Genomic DNA, 19,834 nt, shown 5'->3' with positions numbered 1-19,834 from the left:
TTGGTTGCTGCTAGACATGCGGGCGCTTACTTCTTGGGTGCGGTGTCACGGGACCGTTTGATGAGCGCACCGGCGATCAGAAAAGTACTACCGGCGAGTGGCTGGGCGAGGATCCAGAAGATGCCGCTGAACTCGAACGGGTAGACAGGGTTCCAGATCACGGCGATCGCGACGAAGACGGGCACCCACCACCAGTGACGGGCCTGTACCGCGAACCAGACGACGATGAGCGCGAGGATCGCGATGACAAAACGAAAGACGGTGAACCATTCGGTGCCAACGAAAGCGACGCCGACGACGAGCGTGGCGAGGGCAATAAATCCTGGGAGCAGCGCGTTGCGCTGATAGGACGGGGTCTGCTGTTTCTGACTCATGGATGCGTCGTCTCTGTTCGCGTCGCCACGGAATTGGGGGTCGGTGGGTCGGCTTCGTGATTCTCGACAGGATCGACGGTGTCTCGTGTGCGGGAGACCGCGTGGAGACGCAAGGCGCCGATGCCGTAAAGCACGACGCCGGCACCGATCGCGACATCGGCGATGTTGCCGATAAATAGCTGCCCATAGGTGAGGAAATCAGTGACCGCGCCGCTGCCGAATCCCGGCGGGGCGAAGATGCGGTCAGTGAGATTACCGAAAGCCCCACCGAGGATCAACCCGATCGAGGCGGCATAGATGCGGTGCTCCGTGCGGAGTGCGGCCCGGACAAGGAGCACGGAGGCGACGATCCCGAGCAACGTGATGAACGGGGTGAGCTGGGAACCGATCGAGAACGCGGCCCCGGTGTTGAAGGCGAGCTGCAGCCCAAAATGATCACCGAGCAGGGGGATGCGATTCTCTGTGTCGAGGAAGTGCAGGGCGAGCTGCTTGCTGATCACGTCGAACGCGATCGTGAGAGCGGCAATGGCGCAGCTGTAGACGAACAGCAGTCGGCGGGAGGGGCGACGGTTCCTAGGCTGCATCGGAGGGTCGGTACGCTCATCGGCGGGCGGGTGGTGTTGTGGTTTGTGGGTCATGATGCTTTCGTTGGGGGTTTGGCCGATGCGCCGCTCTCGGTCAATTCGGGCGCGGTCGGGTGGGGCGTCGTGCGGCTCCGTCGCCCCTTGAGCAGGCCCAGTGTGAGGAGCCCGCTTAGCGCGGCGATGGGGATGAGTAGGGTGAGGGTCGAGCCGACGAGGACGGCCGGGGTGAGCCCGGTGCGCAGCGGCACGGTGGTGATGGCGGCGTCCGGTGTATCGGCGGGGGCGCCGTCGATAAAGGTGCCGTCAGGGGTGATGACCTGGCTGGTGCCCACGGTCGAGACGTTCACGACGGCACGACCGGTTTCGATGGCGCGCATGCGTGCGAACTCGAGCTGCTGCAGGTTCTCATCGGTGCCTCGAAAGTCGGCGTTGTTGGTTTGAAAGACGTAAAACTTCGCCCCGCCACGCGCCCCGTCCCAGATCACCGTGTCGTAGATGACGTCAAAGCAGATCGCGAGACCAACCTGAATGCCGTCGACGGAGACGAGCGGTGGGTTCGTGCCCGGGGTATATTCGCGTTGGATGAGGCCGACGAGGTCTGGCACGATGCGTTCGTAGAACCACCGGTCGGGCACATATTCGCCGAACGGCACGGGGTTCACCTTGTCGTGCAGCTGCTCAGCATCACCGCCTTCCCAGAGCATCGAGGTGTTGTAGGTGTCCTCGCCTCGCACGGTGGCCGCGTTCATGAGGAGCGGGGCCCCGGCTTCGGCGACGACAGCGTCGAGGGTGCGGGCGGTGGCCGGGGTGTTCAGCGGATCGGAGTCGACGCCGCCCTCGGGCCAGACGAGCAGATCCATCGCTTCGCCGAGGATGGCGTCGCTCGCTGCGCGTTGGGCGGCGAGCACATCGCCGGGGCTGCGCGGGTCGAAGTAGCCGGCGGGCCCGTCGCCCTGCACCCAGCCGACGCGGAGGCTGCCCGCCTCGCTCGTGGGGAAGGCCGGCATGAGCAGGAGAGCGAGGATCACCGCTGCGGGGAGCAGCCTGGTGCGCGTCCGGGGCCGGATGGCCCAGTCGACGACGGTGGCGCAGAGCCAGACGATGAGGAAGGTGAGGCCGGTGACGCCGACCCAGGAGGCGGCTTCGGCGAAGGGGCCGCCCGCCTGGGACATGCCGATTCTGCCCCAGGGGAATCCGCTGTAGGGCCAGGTGCCGAGGAGGAGTTCGCGTGCGGCCCAGAGCGCCGCGATGAGCGCCGGGAGGAGCAGCGTGCGGGCGAGGCGATGCCGGAGGGCCGCGCCCCAGCGGTAGGCGAGCGCGATCGGGATCGCGCCGAGGGCGAAGAGCAGCGACTCGAGTCCGGCGAGCGCGACCCAGGGGATCGGGCCGAGGAACTGCACGACCCACATGAGGTGCGTGAAGTAGAACGCGGCACCGTAGGCGAGGCCCACGAGGAACGCACCCCCGACGCTGCGGCCCACGAGAGCCCAGAGGCCGCCGGCGATGCTCAGGAAGGCGAGCGGCCACCAGCCGACGCTCGGGAACGCGACGTCGAGCAGCAGGCCCGAGAGGGCGGCGACCGGGATCGCCGCGCCCCACGGCAGGCCGTGCGCGGCCGGAGTGCTGCGCGACGACGGCGCCGCGTGCGGTGCCGCTGCGTGGGGCGCATTGGGGTCGTCTTGTGCCGGTCGTGTCTCCGTGGTCGTCACCGCATCCTCCTTCCTGGTGCTCGTATCTCGGGCGTGGTCGTGGGGCGGCTCAGCTGACGCCGGAGTAGGCGTGCAGGCCCTGGAAGTAGAGGTTGACGATGGTGAAGTTGAAGATCACCGTGGCGAAGCCGATGAGCGACAGCCAGGCCGACTTCGTCCCTCGCCAGCCTCGGGTGGCGCGGGCGTGGATGTAGCCCGCGTAGATCACCCAGATCACGAACGTCCAGACCTCTTTCACGTCGAAGCCCCAGTAGCGGCCCCAGGACTCGTTCGCCCAGATCGCCCCGGCGATGAGGGTGAACGTCCAGAAGATGAAGCCGAGGATCGCGAAGCGGTAGGCGAGCGTCTCGAGCACGTCGGCCTTCGGGAGCGTGCGCAGGTAGCCGCGGTCGGGGGCCACCTCGTCGCCGCCGGCGGTCTTGATCCGTTCGCGGCGTGCCTGCAGCAGTTGCATCACGGAGAGGCCTGCCGCGATCGCGAGCAGCGCGGTGGCGAGTGAGGCGACGAAGACGTGGATGATGAGCCAGATGCTCTTGAGCGGATCCATCAGCGGGGTCACTTCGACGTAGAAGGAGATCGTCGAGCCGCCGAGGAAGAACACCACCATGCCGACGATGAAGACGCCGAGGAATCGGAGGTCGTACCAGCGCAGGGCGACGAGGTAGACGGCGACGATCAGCAGGGTGCCGATGAGGGCGAACTCGTACATGTTCGCCCACGGCACCCGTTCGGCCGCGATCCCGCGCGTGACGGTGGCGGCCAGATGGAGGGCGAAGCCGAGCGCGGTGAACGCGATGCCCAGTCGTGCGAAGTAGCGCCGTGACCGCTCGGCGCCGGGCACGCGGAGGCTCCCCTCCCCTGCCCCGTTCTCCGCTGCGGGCGTGGGGCCGCCGGCGGCTCCGACGAGCACGGCCTCTCGTTGCTTGACCGGTGCGGCTGAGGCGCGCTGCGAGAGGTCGTAGGCGAAGGCGAGGAACGCGAGGACGTAGATTGTGATCGCCGACCAGACGGCGAGCACGGAGAACTCGTCGAGTGCGGCCTGCAGTTGCAGATCCATGGCTACTCCTTGCTCTCCGCGATCGCCGCGTCGAGGGCGTCGGTGATGTCGGTGACGGACTGCGGCTGCAGCAGCTCGCCGTTCAGGAAGAACGTCGGGGTGCCGCGCACGCCGAGTGCCATGCCCGCGTTGTGATCCTCTTCGACCCTCGCCTGGGTCGCAGGATCGGCGACGGCCGCATCGAAGGCGGCCATGTCGAGCCCGAGCTCCTCGGCGTAGTTGCGGATCTTGTCGGCCTGGGAGGTCTGCTGCTCCGCCCATTCGGGCTGCGATTCGAAGAGCTTCTGGTACATCTCCTCGAACTTGCCCTGCTGTGACGCGGCCTCGACCGCGATGGCGGCGTTCATCGAGTTCGCGTGGTTGGTGATGAAGTAGCGGGGGACGTAGGTGATCTGGCCGTCGTACTGCTTACGGATTTCCTCGATCACCGGGTAGACGGCGCCGCAGGCTTCGCATTCGAAGTCGAGGAACTCGACGAGCACCGGCGCGCCCTCGCCGGCGTCGTCGAGGACGTGCGAGTTCTCCTGCACGAGCGGCACGTCGCTCTGCGTGGGGGTTCCGCCGCCCGTCCCGCTACCGTTCGACGACTCGCCGGGTGCCTGGACTTCGGGACGGTTGAGCACCGAGATGAGGATCAGGATGAGCGCGATGAGCAGCACGGCGGGGATCGCGATGAGCGCCGCTTTCTGCGAGGTGCTCAGTTTCTTGGTCGGTTTCTGCACGGTGTGCGGGGGCCGGTTCATGGGGTTCCCTTCTTGAAGTGTGGTGACGGTAGTTGCTCGGCGATGGCCGAGAGGTGGCTGGTGCGGAACTGCTCGATGGAGCGTTCGAGGGCGGGATCCTCGCCACGGGCGAGGCCTGCGTACTCGATCTTGACCTTGCGTTCGCCGACGACCGGGTCGGTGAGGGTGGCCTTCACCCAGAGTCGGCGGCGCGGTATGAGCAGGCCGGTGATGAGGCCGACGGTGGCGAGGATGGAGAAGATGAGCACCCAGGTGGCGCCGGTGTCGCGTTGGATCTGCAGGGAGACGAAGCGCTTGATCGGCTCCTCAGCGCCTTCGGTGACGGTGAGATCCTCGAAGGTGATGGTGCCCATCCCGTTCGGGAGGTCAGCGGTGTCGCCCGGGGTGAGCTCGATCGAGTCGACGCCGGTGTCGCCGCCGGTGATCTGGGTCATCGACTCGGTGTCGAGCTGGTACACCGAGCGCGGGGTGCCGTCGTCGATGCCGAGGTCGCCCGTGAACACGTTGAACGTCATCATCGGGTTGTAGAGATCGGGGAATACCGAGTAGTAGGCGCCGGTGTCCAGCGTGCTCTGCGTCGGGTACAGGAAGCCTATGAGCCCCACCTGCTCGGGGAGCCCGTCGGGGACTTTGATGACGCCGAGCGAGGTCATTGCGGAGTCCTGCGGGAGGAACGGCTGGGGCTCCTGGTAGACGACGTCGCCGGCGGCGTTGCGGATCGTGATCATCGGCGCGTAGCCGTTGCCGAGGAGGTAGATGCGGTCGCCGTTCACCTCGATCGGTGAGTTCACCCGCACTGTCTCGGCCCGGCTGTCGTCGTCGCCGGGCTCGCGGATGGAGAGGTGTGCGGCGAAGTTGCCCGCCTGCCCCGCGCCGGGCAGCCCCGGATCGACGTACTCGACGTCGAATCCGTCGAGGCTCAGCGCGTAGGGGGTGAGCGAGCTCCGGTCGAAGTTTCGGCCTGGCGAGAATGAGGAGTAGGCGCTCTCGCTGTTCACGAAGGTGGTGCCTTGCACGATGACCCGGTCGCCGGTGTAGTTGAGGCCGGTGCTCAGGAGCACGGTGACGAGGATCCCGACGAGTGCGGAGTGGAAGACGAGGTTGCCGGTTTCGCGCAGGTAGCCGCGTTCAGCGGAGACCGACCAGGAGCTCGGGGTGTCGTAGCGTGCGGTGCGGTATCCGCGATGGCGCAGCTCGCTCTCGGCGATCGCGACGGCTTGGGCGACGTCGGCCTCGGAGGTGCGGCCTGCGACGATCTGCAGTTCGCTCGAGGAATAGCCGACCATGCGCTGCAGCCGCGCCGGGGTCTTCGGCGCCGGCGCACGGAGCGCTTTCGCATGATGCTTGATCCTCGGGATGATGCAGCCGATGAGGGAGACGAACAGCAGCAGGTAGATGGCCGAGAACCAGGCCGAGCTGTAGACGTCGAACAGCTGCAGCGTGTCGATGGTGGGGGCGAGCTCGGGGTTGTCGTCGAAGTACTTGACGACGCCGTTGGGGTCGGCCTGGCGCTGTGGGAAGAGCGAACCGGGGATCGCGGCGATCGCCATGAGCAGGAGCAGGATGAGGGCGGTGCGCATGCTCGTGAGCTGCCGCCATGCCCAGCGCAGCCAGCCCCGCCAGCCGAGCCCGACCTCGCCTCCGCCGCGTTCGGTGGAGTCGACGTGATCGCTCGGGCGTGCGGGGAGGGTGTCGTTGTCAGAGCGGGAGTTGGACATTCGCCATCACCCCCTGCAGGGAGGACATGAGACGTGTCCAGAGCCCGCTCACCATGAGCAGGCCGAGCAGGACGAGCACGACGCCGCCGGCGATGTTGATGGTGCGGATGTGGCGGCGCAGGAACGACATCGAGCGGGTCGCCCAGCCGAGCCCGAGGGCGAGCAGCAGGAACGGGATGCCGAGGCCGAGCGAGTAGGCGACGCCGAGCAGCCCCGCACGGATGGGATCGCCGAGGTTCCACGAGACGGAGATGATCGCGGCGAGGGTCGGCCCGATGCACGGCGTCCAGCCGATGCCGAGGGCGAGGCCGAGTAGCGGGGCTCCGGCGAGTCCCAGGCGTGCTCGGAAGCGGGGGCGGACGGTGCGCTGCATCTTGCGGAAGACGCCGACGAAGGCGAGGCCCATGACGATCACCACGACGCCGAGGATGCGGGTGGCGATGTCGGCGTAGGAGAGGAAGACTTGGCCGAAGACGCCGCCGAGCACGGTGACGGTGACGAACACGACGGAGAACCCGACGATGAACAGGAGCACGCCGAGGAGCAGGCGCCGGCGCTGTGCCGTGGTGCTGCCTGCGGGTGCGGTGCTCTGTTCGACGGGGGCGACGGCGGAGCCGAGGTAGCCGAAGTAGCCGGGCACGAGTGGGAGCACGCACGGGGAGGCGAAGGAGACGAAGCCGGCGAGAGCGGCGATGAGCACCCCGGCCCAGAGTGCGCCGTCGAAGACGAGATCGCTCGGGCTCATGAGGTCTCCGCGAGTGCGTCGGCGACGAGCGTGTCGAGGATGGAGGCCGATTCGAGTTGCCCGATGATGCGGGCCGTGACCCGCCCCTCACGGTCGAGCACGAGCGTGGTGGGGGTGGCTTGGATCGGGGTGACGCCGGCGAAGGCCTGCTTGACGCGGCCGTCGTTCACGTCGATCACGCTGGGGTAGGTGATGCCGTTCTCTTCGGCGAAGGCGACGGCGGTTGCGGGCTGGTCGTAGATGTTGATGCCGAGGAATCCGACGCCCTCGTCCTGGTAGTTCTGCCAGACCTCTTCGAGCATGGGGGCTTCGATGATGCAGGGGCCGCAGGCGGCGTACCAGAAGTTGACGACGTACACCTGCCCGGCGTAGTCGTCGCTTGACACGGGGTCACCGTATTCGGTGGTGCCGCTGAAGCTCACGGCGGCGCCGCGCTCGTCGACGGGGATCTCGACGATGCGGCCGTCGGAGGTGCCGCTTCGTTCGCTGCCCTGCTGGTACTGTTCCGACATCGGCTCGGCGGCGGTGCAGCCGATCAGCCCGGTGCTGATCGCGGCGGTCGCCACGAGTGCGGTCATCAGCAGGTACGTCGTTCTGGACGTCCTCAAGTTCTCGGTTCTCCTCAATCCTCAACGCGCGGTCGCGGGCACGGCGGACGTGCCGGCCCGTTCCTGCCCCAAGGGGCAGCGTGAGGAGCGCTTAGATGCGCAGGAGACTGAGGTGGTGCAGGCCGAAGCGATGCCGGCCGCGATGGTCGAAGGCGGCAGCTGCGGCGATCGGGGCGAGCTGGGGTCGCTGGCGCTGGAAGCGCAGCTGTCGGCAGCGGAGCAGGAACACGATCAGCGTCGCCAAGGCGAAGCCGCAGAGGATCCCGAGCAGGCAGGTGACGACGCCGATCACGATGCCGTCGCTGGCGGCGGCCTCCCCCGCTGTGTCGACGAGGTGCCCGACGGCGACGTCGACGGAGGCGGCAGCGACCGTGCTCGAGGCGGCCGCCGGCGTGGACAGGCCGACGTCATCGGCATGGGAGACACCCCACAGGCCCACGACGGTGACGATTGCGGCGAGGAGCAGCGTTGCGGCTCTCATCGTGAATCGTCGCCGCGTTGTGCGGGCGCTGCGGGAAACTGGGAACACACCCCGATTGTAACGAGCGGGTGCTCGCTGATCATGGGAATGGACTGACTCGCACGCCATGCTGCGGCCTATTGGAGGGCGATGAGCAGGCTGAGCACACCCATCGCGAACGTGTAGGGGGCGAGCGTCATTTTCTCGTACTTGCTCTTGGAGAGCAGGCTGAGGATCACGCTGAACCCGAGGTGGGCGACGATGAGCCACATCACCCAGAAGCTGAACTCCTCGGGGAGCACAGCGATGGTGCCGCTGCGATCGAGGGCGATGAAGACGATGAAGGCGTAGCGGAGCACGGCGGAGATCGCGCCGAAGCGGAGGTTGAGCGGGAGGGTGGTGTGTTCTCCGCCCCAGGCGAACTTGCCGAGCGGCGCGCCGGCGGCCAGAGCGATCTGGAAGATGGCGAGCAGGCCGAGCATCCCGGTGAGCGCGAAGGTGAGGACGGTCGCCATCACTGCTCCTTTCCGAACTTAGAAGCGAGGTAGGCGTTGTAGGCGTCCAGCTCGGCATCCTCCTGCGCTTCGCGGCGTTTCGCTTGCCGCAGATCGCTGGTGCGCCATTTGGAGATGGTGACGATGAGCACGATGATCAGCGGCAGCTCTCCGTACGACCAGATCAGGCCGCCGGCGATGGCCTGGTCGAGGGCGCGGCTGATCCCCCAGGCGTCAGGGTCGGCGGCGTACCAGCGGAACATGGGCTCGGTGCTGCGCAGCAGTATGAGTCCAAAGGTCGCGTGGATCTGGATTTCGAGGAGCACGTCGACGATGCGCACGACGAATGAGGGGGCGCGCGGCAGTGGGTCGAGTGACCACAGCGGGGCGGCACCGATCATACCGAAGGCAAGGAACAGGGTGAGCAGGATGAGATGCCCGGACGGGAGCTCGAGGAACCAGCTCACCGTGTCGGTGAAGTAAAGGGTGGGGAAGGCGAGAACGGCGATGATGATCACGGTGGCCGGGTGCAAGAGCACCCGGGCGGTGCGCGAGCGGTAGGCGCAGAGGGCCAGGCGCAGCACGGGGCGCCCGACCCCGCGGCGCGGGGTGGAGCGCAGCAACAGCCGGCCCGGGGATCCCATGAGCAGGAACGGGGGCACGACGACCATAAGCGTAATCTGCTGAAAGAGCAGCACCGCGACGAGTTCCTCGGCGTAGGCGTTCGCGGTCAGGCCGGTTGCCGCAAACCATATGACGCATCCGAACGTGAACAGAAGCGTCGAACTGATACCCCATCGTTTGCGGCGCATCCATAGGGAGATCGCTCCCGCGAGGTATAGGGCGAGGCAGACGATGGCGAGCCAGGCGAGCGGCGACACGCTGAGCAGATCGAACTGGAAGAGGTCGCCGAGCTCGAGGCTGGCCTTCGCGGGATACACGGGCAGGGGATGTCCTTACTGAGGCCGGCGATCGCTCGCCGGGGAGGGGCTACTTCGAGTTCGCGGCGATGAACGGCAGCGGATCGACAGGTTCGTCTTCGACGCGCATCACCAGGTGCAGGTGGTTCCCGAAGGACATGCCAGTGGTGCCCACGAGCCCGGCTTGGTCTCCGCCCTTAACGGGTTGCCCAACCTGCCAGGAGTGAGAGTTCGCCTGCATGTGGCAGTACCGGCTAAACACGTTCTGCCCAGCGACCTGGTGCTGGACTTGCAGCGAGAAGCCGCACCCGTCGGAGGCCCAACCAGCCTCGGTAATCACACCGTCTCCGACGATGCGGATCGGGGTGCCGCCGGCGGCGCCCATATCCTGCGCGTCGTGGAAGCCTGCAACCGGCGCGGGGCGGTACCCGAAGCCATCGGTAAGGGGCACTTCCTGGGCGAAGGGGTATTCCAGCTTCGTGTCGGCGAGACCGCTGACAGTGAGCGACCCGCCGTTCAATCCGAGGTCAGGAGCGGCGATGGTGACCGGGGAGATCTGGATCTCGTCGATGAGCGATGGGGTGTCGATGGTGTCCCCAGTGACGAAGGCCTGTTGTCGGTTTGCGAGCACGGGGCTGTCGGCGAGTGCGGCGGTGGTCGCCGGGAAGACGGCGCCTGCGACGAGTACGGCGACGCTGGCGAGCGCCGAGCTGCCGACGATGAAGCTGCGCAGCCTCGGACGACGCCGCTCCGGGCTCTCCTGGGCGACTGCCCCGCCACCTGGGGCAGTCGCCCCTCCGGTAAGGGGGTTAGCGATGGGCGGCATCGGAATCAGGGGACGCAGCGCCGATGGCGAAGCAGCGGCTGCATGCTTGGATCGGCGGGGCTGTGCCGAGGCTTCGGCCGGCCGGTCGTCGAAGACGACGGGTTCGACCCAAGTGCTCCGCTTAGGCTCCGCGGACTGCTCTGGGTACCGGCGGCGCTTCAAAAGACGACTCCGAGGACGAAGAACGAGGCGATGGCGCAGACGATGCTCGCGCCCAGGGTGCCAAGGGTGAAGAGGAAGTGCTTGGCTTCGATCGGTGAATCTGTGGAGTTCAAAGTGCTTTCTCCTGATCGGGGGCGCTCCTGCGCCCGCGTGAGGTTCGAGGATCCGCGGTGCCGGACGGCGTCACGCCGAGGGCAGCGCTCACACGGGGCCAGGGAAGCTCTCAGCGAGAATGCGGCACCTCGTCGAGGCGCGCGGAGCTTCGCGGGTTACCCGTGCGTGGGGTTCCCGGTACCGATCAGGTGCGAGAGATCGAGTGAAGTAGCAGCAGTGGCTGCGGGCGCGCGGGGGCGCGGGGCAGAGCGACCGCCCAGTCGCGGATCCTGCCGAGTCGCTGCTGCAGCCAGGGTCGCCGGGTGAAGAGGACGAACAGCATGAGGGTGGCGAGCATGCTGAGCATGCAGACCGTGAGGAGATCGAGGTGCCAGCTTTGCACACTGCCGTGGGCGGCGAGCTCGCCCCCTTCGACGATCGTGTCGCCTGGGGCTGCCGAGGCGGTGGTGCTGCTTGCTGCACCCTCGGCCACGACGGGGACGCTGGCGAGTTCGGTGCTGTGCGCCCGCAGCCCGGCCAGGCCGAGGACGACGAATGCACCGACCCAGACGAGGGTGAGGAGCGCACGCCGAGACAGCGGTCGTCGCGCCGCCGAGCGTGCACCCATCACTTCGTCACCTCCATAGTTATGTAGCAATTTAGCATCGAAACCCTAAGGGGAGATAGGACTGCTACTTTGCGAGCGTGTTCTCAGGCGTGTCGACCGGCGTCGGCGTAGCGGTCGGCGACAGGGCCTGGGGCCTCGCACCTGTTGGCCGGCGCGCGGCCCGGATGCCGTTGAGGATGACGAGCACCTCGGCCAGCTCGTGCACGAGTACGACCCCGGCTAGGCCGAGCACGCCGAAGAGCGCCAGGGGGAAGAGCACGATGATGATGGCCAGGGCGAGTCCGATGTTCCACGTCATGATGCGTCGGCCGCGGCGTGCATGTGCGAGAGCTTGCGGGATGAAGCGCAGATCGTGACCGGTGAAGGCGACGTCGGCGGATTCGATGGCGGCGGCGGAGCCCTTAACCCCCATCGCGATGCCGACGGTTGCCGTCGCGAGCGCGGGGGCATCGTTGATGCCGTCGCCGACCATCGCCGTCGGCGACGCAGCCGCGAGTGCGCCGATGGCGCCGGCCTTGTCTGCGGGGAGCTGCTCGGCACGGACGTCTTGGATGCCGGCCTCGGCCGCCAGTGCGCGGGCGGTGCGTTCGTTGTCGCCGGTGAGCATGATGGGGGTGATGCCCATGTCGCGCATCATGCGGATCGTCTCGGCCGACTCCGCGCGAAGCTCATCGCGGATCCCGATGAGCCCAGCGAGTTGCCCATCGACCTCGACCACCACGACCGTCATGCCTCGTTCGGCCAGCTGCGAGGCGGCCTCCCGGTGCGCGCCCGGGTCGAGCCAGCGGGTGTTGCCGACGCGGATGCGGCGGCCGTCGACGACACCGGTGATGCCGTGGCCGGCTTCCTCTGCGACGTCTTGCCCTGGCTTCGCGTTCGGAGCTGCGGCGACGATGGCGGCAGCGAGCGGGTGGGTGCTTGAGACTTCGAGCGCGGCGGCGAAGTCGAGCACCTCATGTTCGGCGTAACCGTAGCTGGCAACCTCGACGACCTGCGGCTCATTGCGGGTGAGGGTACCGGTCTTGTCGAGGGCGACGGTGCGGATCGTGCCGAGCTGTTCGAAGGCCTGCCCGGACTTGATGACGACGCCGTACTTCGACGCGGAGCCGATCGCACTGATCACCGTCACCGGGACGGCGATCGCGAGTGCGCACGGGGAGGCTGCGACGAGCACGACGAGGGCCCGCTCGATCCAGGTGGTCGGATCTCCCACAATGAAACCGAAGACGACCACGAGCGCGGCGACGATAAGCACGGTCGGTACAAGCGGCCTGGCGATCCGATCGGCGAGTCTGGCACGCTCCCCCTTCCGGGCGTGCGCCTGCTCGACGAGAGCGACGATCTGGGTGAGCGAGTTGTCGCGGCCGTCGGCGGTTGCCTCGATCCGCAGGGTGCCGGAACCGTTGATCGCTCCGGCCGGAACTGCGTCGCCCGGGCGCACCGCGACGGAGATGGACTCGCCGGTGACGGCGGAGGTGTCGATGCTCGAGGTGCCGTCGACGACGATCCCATCGGTAGCGACCCGCTCCCCCGCCCCGATGATGAGGATGTCGAGCTCGCGCAGTTCCGCGACGGGGATCGTTTCTTCGCCGTGCAGTCGGGAGATGCGCGCGATGTCGGGGATGAGCGAGAGTAGGGCGCGCAGGCCTTCCTTGGCGCGATCCATGGCCCGGTCTTCGAGCGCCTCGGCAAGGGAGAAGAGGAAAGCGAGCGCCGCAGCTTCACCGACGTGCCCGAGGGCGACGGCGCCGATTGCGGCGATCGTCATGAGCAGGCCCACGCCAACGCGCCCACGGATCAGGCGTCGCACGGTGCTGGGGACGAAGGTGTAGGCGCCGAAGAGCAGCGCGACCCATTGCAGCACGAGCGCGGGGATCTCTACGCCGCTCGACTCGAGGAGGTAGCCGATCACGAGGGCGGTGCCGGAGAAGGCGGAGGGCAGCAGTGCCGGGTCGCGCCACGAGGGGGGCCGCGTCGCATGCTCGCCTTCTTCCTCCTGAGACTTCGCGAATACCGGGGGCAGTTTGGGGCCGCAGCACGCATCGCCGTCGAGCACTGGAGCGGCGGGCTTGGGTCTGATCGTTTTGGACTCGTCGGGACCGCAGCACTCCTCGCTCATCGGCCCATCCCCTCGGTGATGGGCATGGCTTCGGCCTTGACGCCGCAGCCGGAGGTGGTGCAGTCGCCACGATCGACGAACAGCTTCTCGCACCCGGACGAGCTCAACACATCAGTCTGACCTTCAGGGTTCTGCTCGCGAGTAGAGACACGGGCGTAACCGATCAGTGCCATATGCTCGGTGTATTACAGACGTACGTTGCGATACATGGGTTTACGACACGGTTTCTGTGTGACTTTTGCAGGTATGTGGCGGCATTCTTGCTGAGATAAATGGCGGCACAGGGCGTCCGCTCAGAAGTGAAGCTGTCCGCAACTTGGGGCCGGTGCCGATCACCAGGACGTCGGCATCGGCCATGGTCGGAGACCTCCTTGTGGTCGAGGCTGCCGATCTGCGTCACCGGCGCCGCGTGCGGGGCCGGTGACGCAGTTAGAAGCCGAAGGCCCCGCCGCTGACCAGAATGAAGGCACCCAGACCGATCAGCACGATGGGGAACAGGATGTGTTCCCAGCGCTCCAGGACCTCGGCGATCGGCCGGCGGGTGGCGACGAACTTGGCCAGGGCGACCAGCACCGCCACCAGCGCCAGGAACACGATGCAGTAAGCCACCACGGCGCCCGGGCCCACGCTGAGGAAGACCGGGACGTAGACCCCGATGTTGTCCCCGCCGTTGGCGAAGGTCACCCCGGCCACGGTCCACACCGCCACGTTCTTGCCTTCGACCTTGGCCTCGTCGTCATCGTCGTCGCCGTCCCCACGCCAGGCCTGCCAGGCGGCCCACAGGCCCAGGCCCAGGGGGATGAGTCCGAAGTACGGGATGACCTCCGGGGGCAGGAACGCCCCGGCCCCCAGGGAGACCAGCACGGCCGCGCCCAGGATGCCCACGAAGCCCAGATACTGGCCGACCAGGATGCGGGCGGTGGTCTCGCGCTGGCCCGCGCCGCGGGCGAAGAACAGCGAGAGCACGATGATGTCGTCGATATTCGTGGCGATGAACAGGCCGATTGCCTGCAAGATCGAGGACAGGATCATGCCTCCACCCCCGTGCTGCAGCATCCCGGCGCCGAGCAGGCCGGGTCCAGGCACGGCGCGTTCTCGTTGACCGCGAGGGTCACTTCGACCAGGGCGGTCAGCGCCCGGCTCAGATGCGGATCCGCGATCTCATACCGGGTCTGGCGGCCCTGGGGCACGGCGACCGCGAGCCCACAGTCCCGCAGGCACGCCAGGTGGTTCGACACGTTCGGCCGCGTCAGCTCCAGGTATCGGGCCAGCTCGGCCGGGTAGGCCGGGCGCTGAAGCAGGGTCAGCAGTATACGCGACCGGGTGGGGTCGGCCATCGCCCGCCCCAGCCGGTTCATCACATCCAAACGAGAATCTATAGTCAGCATACGCTGAACTATACAGCAATGACTGAACTGATCTGGAAGTCCACCGCAGTTGACCTGCGCGACGCCGTGCAAGTGAACGGAAATCCTTGATCCCCTCCTCCCATGGGTCAAATGTCGCTCCGCGTGTCTTATTAATGGACTACTTTTTGAGGCGCGCACCAATCCTCCACTTCTGGAGCGTGGGTGAGGATGGTCAATCAGTCTGAACGACCGATAGCCCCGTCGCGGCCGCGGCGTCTGCGAGCGAGCCGAGGTTGCGTACCTGGGTGAATCCCGCTTCTTCCATCAGCTCGACGGCGGCGGCGGCGCGTTGACCTGAACGGCAGTAGACGACGTAGTCGGCATGGGGGTCCAGGTCAGGGATTGCCGCCTGCAGCTCGCCGGCGGTGACGTCGAGCAGGAGTGCCCCATCGAGATGCCCTTTGGCGTGTTCGGCGGGTGTGCGGACGTCGATGACGATCGCATCCGAGCTGACCGCAGGTTGGGCGGTGGTTGGCGCGGTGCAACTCGTGAGCGCGAAGGCGGCGACGAGTGCGGTGACTGTAACGAGGGCGAAGCGACGCATGGGGTCCTTTCGGGGGTTTGGGGTTAGAGGTTGCAGGAGCGGTCGGCGCAGTGATGTGTGGGGTGTCGGCTGAGACGGCGGTGGAGGTGGCAGCCCGCGCACCAGCCGAAGATCGCTTCGAGAGCCAGGAGGGTGAAGCAGACACCGCATAGGGCGAGTGCCCCTTGGAGAGGGATGGCGCCGGAGCCCAGTGCGATGCACGAGGTGGTGGCGATGCCGACGGCCAGCCACCACGCGAAGGCCTTTTGTGGGGCGCCGACCCAGCGCGGGGAGTGGGAGCGACTCGCGAGTCGTCCCAACGCCAGGGTGATCGACAACCGATCACTGACGAGGAGGCGAGTCAGCACGTCGAGCAAGAAGAACATCCCGAACATTTGCAGCGGGCGAGCGGTCCCGAACGCGAGTGCGGCGGTGGCGGCAACAAGTCCCAGCGTCAGCAGAAGACCGGCCGCGACCCGGACCGCACGTTCGTCGATGACAGGCCCCTGGTAGCCCTCGATGAGGGCGCCGACCCGCGGGGGGACGGCAGCGGGGGTGACGGCCATGAGTGATTCCTGGAGGGTCAAAGAAGAGGTGCGAGGCGCAGGATCGTCGTTGTGAGCATGACGACGCCCACGGCGAGGACGAAGAAGCCGAAGCTTTTGCGGAGCACTGGGGCGGACAACTTCCTGGCGAGCAGCATCCCGGCGACGGAGCCGGCGACGGCGAAGGCTGTGAAAGGAAGAACGGTTTCCCACGGGATCGCGGTGGTGAACACCTGTGCGGCGAGTCCTGCGGTGGAGTTCAATGCGATGACGAGGAGTGATGTGCTGGTGGCCGCGGCGATGGGGAGGCCGAAGATCAGCAGCGCAGGGACGATGAGGAAACCTCCACCCGCCCCGAGCAGCCCGGTGAGGAACCCCACCGACACCCCGATGATCACGACGCGTAGGACATGAGAGCTGCGCGTTCGGGGTCGCTCGGATGAGGCGGGCGTACGACGACCGCGGATCATCGCGAGTGCCGTGACGATCATGACGCCGCCGAAAAGGACGGAGAGGAGAACGTCGGGAACGAACCGCCCCACGGATGCACCGGCGAGTCCGCCGAGCATCCCTGTCACCCCGAACGCGGCACCGACTCCCCATTTCACGGTTCTCGTACTCGTGCGCATCAGGACGGCGATGGTGCTGGTCACCGCGACGACGAAGAGGGAAGACGCGATCGCCTCTCGCGTTTCCATCCCTAACACCAGGGTGAAGACGGGGACGGCGAGGATGGATCCGCCTCCGCCGAGGAGCCCGAGTGAGACGCCGACCACCGTTGCGAGAATCATCGCGGTGATCACGGGCAGAGTCATTCGGGCTCCTCGAGGGGTCAGGCGGCGTTCGCGGCGGGCTGCGCCGTTGTGGCGGCGAGCCAGGCGCGGTAGCTGCCTTCGATCTCAACGACATCGTGACCGGCTCGGCGAAGCGCGCTGGCGATGACGCTGTTACGGACGCCGCTCTGGCAGTAGGTGAGGATGACACCCGAGGCGGGGAGCTCGTCGGTGTGCCAGAGGGCACGACCGCCGGAGAGTTGGGCGGCACCGGGGATGTGTCCGGCGTTGTATTCGGTGCGGTTGCGCACATCGAGCAGGAGGGCGTGCTTCACCTGGTCGATGTCCGTGGGCGCGATGGTCTTCGGCTGCATGAGCTGCAGTCCGTCGAGGGTTGCGATGGAGCCGTGGACGGTGTCGATCCCCACCCGCAGCAAGTGGTCGCGGAACCGCCCGGCCGCATCGGTCGAGTCTGCCAAAACGACGAGGGGGCGTGTCTCGGTTTCAGGGTCGTAGACCCAGGCGGCGTAGCTGGCGGCTTTCGCTTCGCCGGGAACGTTGAGCGCGCCGGGCACGGTGCCCTGGTGTACCTGTGAGTGGTGGCGGGTGTCGATGAGGATGACGCTGTCTTCCTCCAGCGCGGCGGACAGGTCGGAGGCGTCGATCTGCGGCAGCGGTGCGAGCTCGCCCAGCAGAGCGGGACCGGTGCGGTTCTGCCGCTTCATCCGGGCGAAGTAGGCGTGCGCGTCAGGCTGATCACCCAGGAGAGAGTCGATGAAGCCCTGCTCGTCACCGGCGGACAGGTACGGCGCCCACCAGGCGAAGCGTCGCTCGTATCCCACCGTGGAGGTGGGGACGGCGCCGAGGGCCTTGCCGCACGCCGAGCCGGACCCGTGTGCGGGGAGGACCTGTACGTAGTCCGGGAGGGTGAGGAAGCGGTCGCGGATGCTGGCGAACAGGTCGCGTGCGCCCTGGAAGCGGGTGTCGGTGCCGCCGGCGGCTTCATCAAGCAGGTCGGGGCGGCCGATGTCGCCGACGAAGACGAAGTCGCCGCTGAGGAAGTAGCCCGGGTCGGAGGTGGCGGCTCCATCGGTGACGAGGAAAGAGAGGTGCTCGGGGGTGTGGCCGGGGGTGTGCACTGCTTCGAGGGTGATGTTGCCGAGGGTGATGCGCTGACCGTGCGTCATCCGGGTGGCGTCATCGAATCCGGGACCGTACTGCCAGTCGGGCCCGCCTTCGGCGGAGACGTACATCGTCGCTTCGGTGCGTGCGGCGAGTTCGCGGGTGCCGGAGAGGTAGTCGGCGTGGATGTGGGTTTCGGTGACGGCGGTGATGGTCATGCCGTGCTTCGCGGCGAGGTCGAGGTAGACCTGCACGTCGCGGCGGGGATCGACCACAATCGCTTCACCGTTCCGCTGGCAGCCGATCAGGTAGCTGGCGTGCGCGAGGTCGTCGTCATACAAGCGTTCGAGGAGCATGGGGATCTGCTTTCGCGGGGGTCAGTGCGCGCAGGTGCAGCGCTGGTCTTCGGGGACGTCGGCGAGGGCATCGTCGATGTGCTGGCCGCAGCCGGCCCACGTGGGCTTGCCGCAGAAGGGGCAGGTGATTTGAGCGCACACGATCAGGCAGCCGTCTTGGAGGCGGCGATCTGGCGGCGGACGTCATCCATGTCCAGCTCGCGGGCCTTGGTGATCAGCAGCTCGAGCTGCGGGGCAGGCAAAGCACCAGGCTGCTTGAACACCAGCACGCCGTCGCGGATCACCATCAGCGTCGGGATCGAGGTGATGCGGTGAGCGGAGGACACCTCCGGTTCAGCTTCGGTGTCCACTTTCGCGAACACGATGTCGGAGTGCTTCTCCGACGCCGCCTCGAACACCGGAGCGAACGAGCGGCACGGGCCGCACCAGGCCGCCCAGAAGTCGACGAGAACAATCCCGTCTCCCTGTGTCGCCGTGGCGAAGGTGTCGCTCGTGAGTTCAGTGGTCGCCATCGTCGGTCACCGCCCGAACAGGCGCGAGAAGAACCCGCCCTGCTTCGACTGTGCAGCCTGCACCTCACCGCGCGTGTGGTTGCCATTGCACCACTGCGACGCGGGCACCGACGCGCGTACCGAGGACACATGCTGGCCGCAGCCGGCCCAGGTCGTCTTTCCACAGGTTCGGCACTTCGTAGCTCGACACATGTTTTCTCCCTTTCCGGCAATACCCCCGGGGGTATCTTTAAAACCTTATGGACACCATACCCCGGGGGGTATAGTTGTTGTCAACTCGACGGAAGGAAACACTGATGAGCAGTGCATCTGAAAGCCCCGATTCGCTGGTGCACGATCAGGAGGCGAAGCGGAAGGTGCTCAACCGTCTGAAGCGTGCGCAAGGACAGCTCACCGCGGTGATCGGCGCCGTTGAAGACGACGCTCACTGCCGCGACGTCGTGCAGCAGCTCTCCGCAGTCTCTAAAGCTCTGGATCGGGCCGGTTTCCTCGTCATTTCCACCGCTCTTCGCGACTGCATGACCACCCCGGACGCAGACAACGCCACCAATCCCGACGAGCTGGAGAAGCTCTTCCTTTCCCTGGCCTGATGACCACTCGGAACGGACTCGTCATCCACGTCCTCGCCGAGGACGCTGGAGTCCTCACCGTCGCGTTACGCGTTGCACGAAACGCAGTCCACGATCTGGATCCCGATGCGATGGTCCAAGTCGTCGTCCAGGGCGGTGCAGTGCGCGGCCTCATTGCAGGCGGTGCCTACCGAGACGATCTCGTCGCGACAATCCACAGTGCTGGCGTACAGGTGCTGGCGTGTCAGAACAGCATGAGCCGAGAAGGCGTCGACGACGATTCGTTGCTCGACGGGGTGTCAACCGTGGCTGCGGCCGTGGGCTACCTCGCGCGACAACAATGGGCAGGCGCTGCCTACGTGCGACTGTGATGAGTCCAGCACCTGTCGCGTCATCCGCACGCGCCGGTATCGAAGCCTCCCCTGGCCATGCCTGACAGTCCGAAAGCGAAATGTCCCGCGCGAGACTTTTAGGAGTGCCCGCCGATGCGCATCCGTGCAGCAAGTCCGCCCGGCACCGACCTGAGCCTGGCGAGAACCAAGCTGCGAAGACACGTCACATAGCGACGTCAGAACGCCGCCACGGAGCGCTGTCATTCACACCCGAGACATCGCCGACGAACTCACTCGCAAGGGTGTCGCACTCAGCCTGGGTGGATCAATCTATGACCCCGCCGACCCGGTAGGCCGACTCCTGTTCAATGTGCTCGGGATGGTCGCGGAATTCGAGGCAGATCTTATTCGAGCCCGCACTCGTGAAGGAATGGCGATCGCGAAAGCTGCCGG

24 protein-coding genes and 1 pseudogene are annotated in these 19,834 nt (G+C 66.9%); 3 read left to right on the top strand and 22 right to left on the bottom strand.

Annotated elements, in window-relative coordinates; all coding sequences use genetic code 11:
• Window positions 1–26: 26 nt before the first annotated feature.
• From AB0O71_RS14255 to trxA, 22 genes and pseudogenes are all read right to left on the bottom strand, one after another.
• Window positions 27–374, bottom strand: a complete 348-nt coding sequence (locus tag AB0O71_RS14255) for a DUF6804 family protein (RefSeq protein ID WP_010155336.1) — start codon at window positions 372–374, stop codon at window positions 27–29.
• The gene (locus AB0O71_RS14250) at window positions 371–1,012 is read right to left on the bottom strand and encodes a signal peptidase II (protein WP_143025971.1); all 642 of its coding nucleotides are present in this window, start codon (window positions 1,010–1,012) and stop codon (window positions 371–373) included. Before AB0O71_RS14250 ends, AB0O71_RS14255 begins: the two co-directional genes overlap by 4 nt.
• Window positions 1,009–2,667 carry an apolipoprotein N-acyltransferase gene (gene lnt, locus AB0O71_RS14245; RefSeq protein ID WP_010155338.1) on the bottom strand — a complete coding sequence of 553 codons (1,659 nt, stop codon included), beginning with the start codon at window positions 2,665–2,667 and terminating at the stop codon, window positions 1,009–1,011. Before lnt ends, AB0O71_RS14250 begins: the two co-directional genes overlap by 4 nt.
• Window positions 2,668–2,716: 49 nt before the next feature.
• Complete coding sequence (gene ccsB / locus AB0O71_RS14240; protein WP_010155339.1) at window positions 2,717–3,724, bottom strand: c-type cytochrome biogenesis protein CcsB; 1,008 nt, start codon at window positions 3,722–3,724, stop codon at window positions 2,717–2,719.
• A gap of 2 nt (window positions 3,725–3,726) precedes the next feature.
• Window positions 3,727–4,467, bottom strand: a complete 741-nt coding sequence (locus AB0O71_RS14235; RefSeq protein ID WP_010155340.1) for a thioredoxin domain-containing protein — start codon at window positions 4,465–4,467, stop codon at window positions 3,727–3,729.
• Window positions 4,464–6,185, bottom strand: coding sequence for a cytochrome c biogenesis protein ResB (locus AB0O71_RS14230; RefSeq protein ID WP_346057249.1), 1,722 nt, complete (start codon window positions 6,183–6,185; stop codon window positions 4,464–4,466). The genes AB0O71_RS14235 and AB0O71_RS14230 overlap by 4 nt, the downstream gene beginning before the upstream one ends.
• Entirely contained in the window at window positions 6,166–6,930 is a 765-nt protein-coding gene (locus AB0O71_RS14225; protein WP_010155343.1) for a cytochrome c biogenesis CcdA family protein, read from the bottom strand. The genes AB0O71_RS14230 and AB0O71_RS14225 overlap by 20 nt, the downstream gene beginning before the upstream one ends.
• Complete coding sequence (locus AB0O71_RS14220; protein ID WP_158053169.1) at window positions 6,927–7,508, bottom strand: TlpA disulfide reductase family protein; 582 nt, start codon at window positions 7,506–7,508, stop codon at window positions 6,927–6,929. The genes AB0O71_RS14225 and AB0O71_RS14220 overlap by 4 nt, the downstream gene beginning before the upstream one ends.
• 121 nt (window positions 7,509–7,629) lie before the next feature.
• Window positions 7,630–8,019 carry a hypothetical protein gene (locus tag AB0O71_RS14215; protein WP_010155345.1) on the bottom strand — a complete coding sequence of 130 codons (390 nt, stop codon included), beginning with the start codon at window positions 8,017–8,019 and terminating at the stop codon, window positions 7,630–7,632.
• 116 nt (window positions 8,020–8,135) lie between these two features.
• Window positions 8,136–8,513 (bottom strand): hypothetical protein, encoded by a 378-nt coding sequence (locus AB0O71_RS14210; RefSeq protein ID WP_010155346.1) that lies wholly within the window; start codon window positions 8,511–8,513, stop codon window positions 8,136–8,138.
• Window positions 8,513–9,433, bottom strand: a complete 921-nt coding sequence (locus AB0O71_RS14205) for a cytochrome c oxidase assembly protein (protein ID WP_346057248.1) — start codon at window positions 9,431–9,433, stop codon at window positions 8,513–8,515. The genes AB0O71_RS14210 and AB0O71_RS14205 overlap by 1 nt, the downstream gene beginning before the upstream one ends.
• Before the next feature lie 49 nt (window positions 9,434–9,482).
• On the bottom strand, window positions 9,483–10,238 hold the full coding sequence (locus tag AB0O71_RS14200; RefSeq protein WP_346057247.1) for a M23 family metallopeptidase: 756 nt from the start codon (window positions 10,236–10,238) through the stop codon (window positions 9,483–9,485).
• A gap of 460 nt (window positions 10,239–10,698) precedes the next feature.
• Complete coding sequence (locus tag AB0O71_RS14195) at window positions 10,699–11,121, bottom strand: hypothetical protein (protein WP_010155349.1); 423 nt, start codon at window positions 11,119–11,121, stop codon at window positions 10,699–10,701.
• A 64-nt stretch (window positions 11,122–11,185) separates the two neighbouring features.
• Window positions 11,186–13,240: a cation-translocating P-type ATPase gene (locus tag AB0O71_RS14190; RefSeq protein ID WP_346057246.1), complete on the bottom strand. Its 2,055-nt coding sequence runs from the start codon at window positions 13,238–13,240 to the stop codon at window positions 11,186–11,188.
• 71 nt (window positions 13,241–13,311) lie between these two features.
• Window positions 13,312–13,413, bottom strand: a pseudogene (locus AB0O71_RS14185) (recombinase family protein); the annotation flags it as partial.
• 256 nt (window positions 13,414–13,669) lie between these two features.
• On the bottom strand, window positions 13,670–14,272 hold the full coding sequence (locus AB0O71_RS14180; protein ID WP_053547801.1) for a cadmium resistance transporter: 603 nt from the start codon (window positions 14,270–14,272) through the stop codon (window positions 13,670–13,672).
• Window positions 14,269–14,628, bottom strand: coding sequence for a metalloregulator ArsR/SmtB family transcription factor (locus AB0O71_RS14175; RefSeq protein WP_010155354.1), 360 nt, complete (start codon window positions 14,626–14,628; stop codon window positions 14,269–14,271). The genes AB0O71_RS14180 and AB0O71_RS14175 overlap by 4 nt, the downstream gene beginning before the upstream one ends.
• Before the next feature lie 193 nt (window positions 14,629–14,821).
• Window positions 14,822–15,193 carry a rhodanese-like domain-containing protein gene (locus tag AB0O71_RS14170; protein ID WP_010155355.1) on the bottom strand — a complete coding sequence of 124 codons (372 nt, stop codon included), beginning with the start codon at window positions 15,191–15,193 and terminating at the stop codon, window positions 14,822–14,824.
• A gap of 23 nt (window positions 15,194–15,216) precedes the next feature.
• Entirely contained in the window at window positions 15,217–15,738 is a 522-nt protein-coding gene (locus tag AB0O71_RS14165; protein WP_010155356.1) for a DUF4395 family protein, read from the bottom strand.
• 17 nt (window positions 15,739–15,755) lie between these two features.
• Window positions 15,756–16,532 (bottom strand): sulfite exporter TauE/SafE family protein, encoded by a 777-nt coding sequence (locus tag AB0O71_RS14160; RefSeq protein WP_010155357.1) that lies wholly within the window; start codon window positions 16,530–16,532, stop codon window positions 15,756–15,758.
• A 17-nt stretch (window positions 16,533–16,549) separates the two neighbouring features.
• Window positions 16,550–17,968 (bottom strand): MBL fold metallo-hydrolase, encoded by a 1,419-nt coding sequence (locus AB0O71_RS14155; RefSeq protein ID WP_010155358.1) that lies wholly within the window; start codon window positions 17,966–17,968, stop codon window positions 16,550–16,552.
• 143 nt (window positions 17,969–18,111) lie between these two features.
• On the bottom strand, window positions 18,112–18,480 hold the full coding sequence (trxA, locus tag AB0O71_RS14150) for a thioredoxin (protein ID WP_010155359.1): 369 nt from the start codon (window positions 18,478–18,480) through the stop codon (window positions 18,112–18,114).
• 296 nt (window positions 18,481–18,776) lie between these two features.
• Between trxA and AB0O71_RS14145 the strand changes: the two genes are divergently transcribed.
• The 3 genes from AB0O71_RS14145 to AB0O71_RS14135 all read left to right on the top strand — a co-directional run.
• Window positions 18,777–19,070 carry a metal-sensitive transcriptional regulator gene (locus tag AB0O71_RS14145; RefSeq protein WP_010155360.1) on the top strand — a complete coding sequence of 98 codons (294 nt, stop codon included), beginning with the start codon at window positions 18,777–18,779 and terminating at the stop codon, window positions 19,068–19,070.
• Window positions 19,070–19,420, top strand: a complete 351-nt coding sequence (locus AB0O71_RS14140) for a DsrE family protein (protein WP_010155362.1) — start codon at window positions 19,070–19,072, stop codon at window positions 19,418–19,420. The genes AB0O71_RS14145 and AB0O71_RS14140 overlap by 1 nt, the downstream gene beginning before the upstream one ends.
• 223 nt (window positions 19,421–19,643) lie before the next feature.
• On the top strand, window positions 19,644–19,834 hold a 191-nt coding region (locus tag AB0O71_RS14135; protein ID WP_363746379.1), incomplete at its 3' end, for a recombinase family protein.

The organism is Leucobacter sp. NPDC077196 (assembly GCF_040687075.1).
In the GTDB taxonomy this organism is placed as follows: domain Bacteria; phylum Actinomycetota; class Actinomycetes; order Actinomycetales; family Microbacteriaceae; genus Leucobacter.
The sequence above is the reverse complement of the archived record's forward strand: the minus strand, read 5'-3'. Positions and strand labels throughout refer to the sequence as shown.

Excerpts from the sequence above, each read along its gene's own strand:
- AB0O71_RS14215 (WP_010155345.1), bottom strand. The coding sequence starts at position 8,019 with ATGAGAGCCGCAACGCTGCTCCTCGCCGCAATCGTCACCGTCGTGGGC.
- AB0O71_RS14165 (WP_010155356.1), bottom strand. The coding sequence starts at position 15,738 with ATGGCCGTCACCCCCGCTGCCGTCCCCCCGCGGGTCGGCGCCCTCATC.
- AB0O71_RS14180 (WP_053547801.1), bottom strand. The coding sequence starts at position 14,272 with ATGATCCTGTCCTCGATCTTGCAGGCAATCGGCCTGTTCATCGCCACG.
- AB0O71_RS14195 (WP_010155349.1), bottom strand. The coding sequence starts at position 11,121 with ATGGGTGCACGCTCGGCGGCGCGACGACCGCTGTCTCGGCGTGCGCTC.
- AB0O71_RS14145 (WP_010155360.1), top strand. The coding sequence starts at position 18,777 with ATGAGCAGTGCATCTGAAAGCCCCGATTCGCTGGTGCACGATCAGGAG.
- ccsB (WP_010155339.1), bottom strand. The coding sequence starts at position 3,724 with ATGGATCTGCAACTGCAGGCCGCACTCGACGAGTTCTCCGTGCTCGCC.
- AB0O71_RS14250 (WP_143025971.1), bottom strand. The coding sequence starts at position 1,012 with ATGACCCACAAACCACAACACCACCCGCCCGCCGATGAGCGTACCGAC.
- AB0O71_RS14155 (WP_010155358.1), bottom strand. The coding sequence starts at position 17,968 with ATGCTCCTCGAACGCTTGTATGACGACGACCTCGCGCACGCCAGCTAC.
- AB0O71_RS14160 (WP_010155357.1), bottom strand. The coding sequence starts at position 16,532 with ATGACTCTGCCCGTGATCACCGCGATGATTCTCGCAACGGTGGTCGGC.
- AB0O71_RS14235 (WP_010155340.1), bottom strand. The coding sequence starts at position 4,467 with ATGAACCGGCCCCCGCACACCGTGCAGAAACCGACCAAGAAACTGAGC.
- AB0O71_RS14175 (WP_010155354.1), bottom strand. The coding sequence starts at position 14,628 with ATGCTGACTATAGATTCTCGTTTGGATGTGATGAACCGGCTGGGGCGG.
- AB0O71_RS14225 (WP_010155343.1), bottom strand. The coding sequence starts at position 6,930 with ATGAGCCCGAGCGATCTCGTCTTCGACGGCGCACTCTGGGCCGGGGTG.
- AB0O71_RS14200 (WP_346057247.1), bottom strand. The coding sequence starts at position 10,238 with ATGCCGCCCATCGCTAACCCCCTTACCGGAGGGGCGACTGCCCCAGGT.
- trxA (WP_010155359.1), bottom strand. The coding sequence starts at position 18,480 with ATGGCGACCACTGAACTCACGAGCGACACCTTCGCCACGGCGACACAG.
- AB0O71_RS14190 (WP_346057246.1), bottom strand. The coding sequence starts at position 13,240 with ATGAGCGAGGAGTGCTGCGGTCCCGACGAGTCCAAAACGATCAGACCC.
- AB0O71_RS14140 (WP_010155362.1), top strand. The coding sequence starts at position 19,070 with ATGACCACTCGGAACGGACTCGTCATCCACGTCCTCGCCGAGGACGCT.
- AB0O71_RS14230 (WP_346057249.1), bottom strand. The coding sequence starts at position 6,185 with ATGTCCAACTCCCGCTCTGACAACGACACCCTCCCCGCACGCCCGAGC.
- AB0O71_RS14210 (WP_010155346.1), bottom strand. The coding sequence starts at position 8,513 with ATGGCGACCGTCCTCACCTTCGCGCTCACCGGGATGCTCGGCCTGCTC.
- AB0O71_RS14255 (WP_010155336.1), bottom strand. The coding sequence starts at position 374 with ATGAGTCAGAAACAGCAGACCCCGTCCTATCAGCGCAACGCGCTGCTC.
- AB0O71_RS14170 (WP_010155355.1), bottom strand. The coding sequence starts at position 15,193 with ATGCGTCGCTTCGCCCTCGTTACAGTCACCGCACTCGTCGCCGCCTTC.
- AB0O71_RS14220 (WP_158053169.1), bottom strand. The coding sequence starts at position 7,508 with ATGACCGCACTCGTGGCGACCGCCGCGATCAGCACCGGGCTGATCGGC.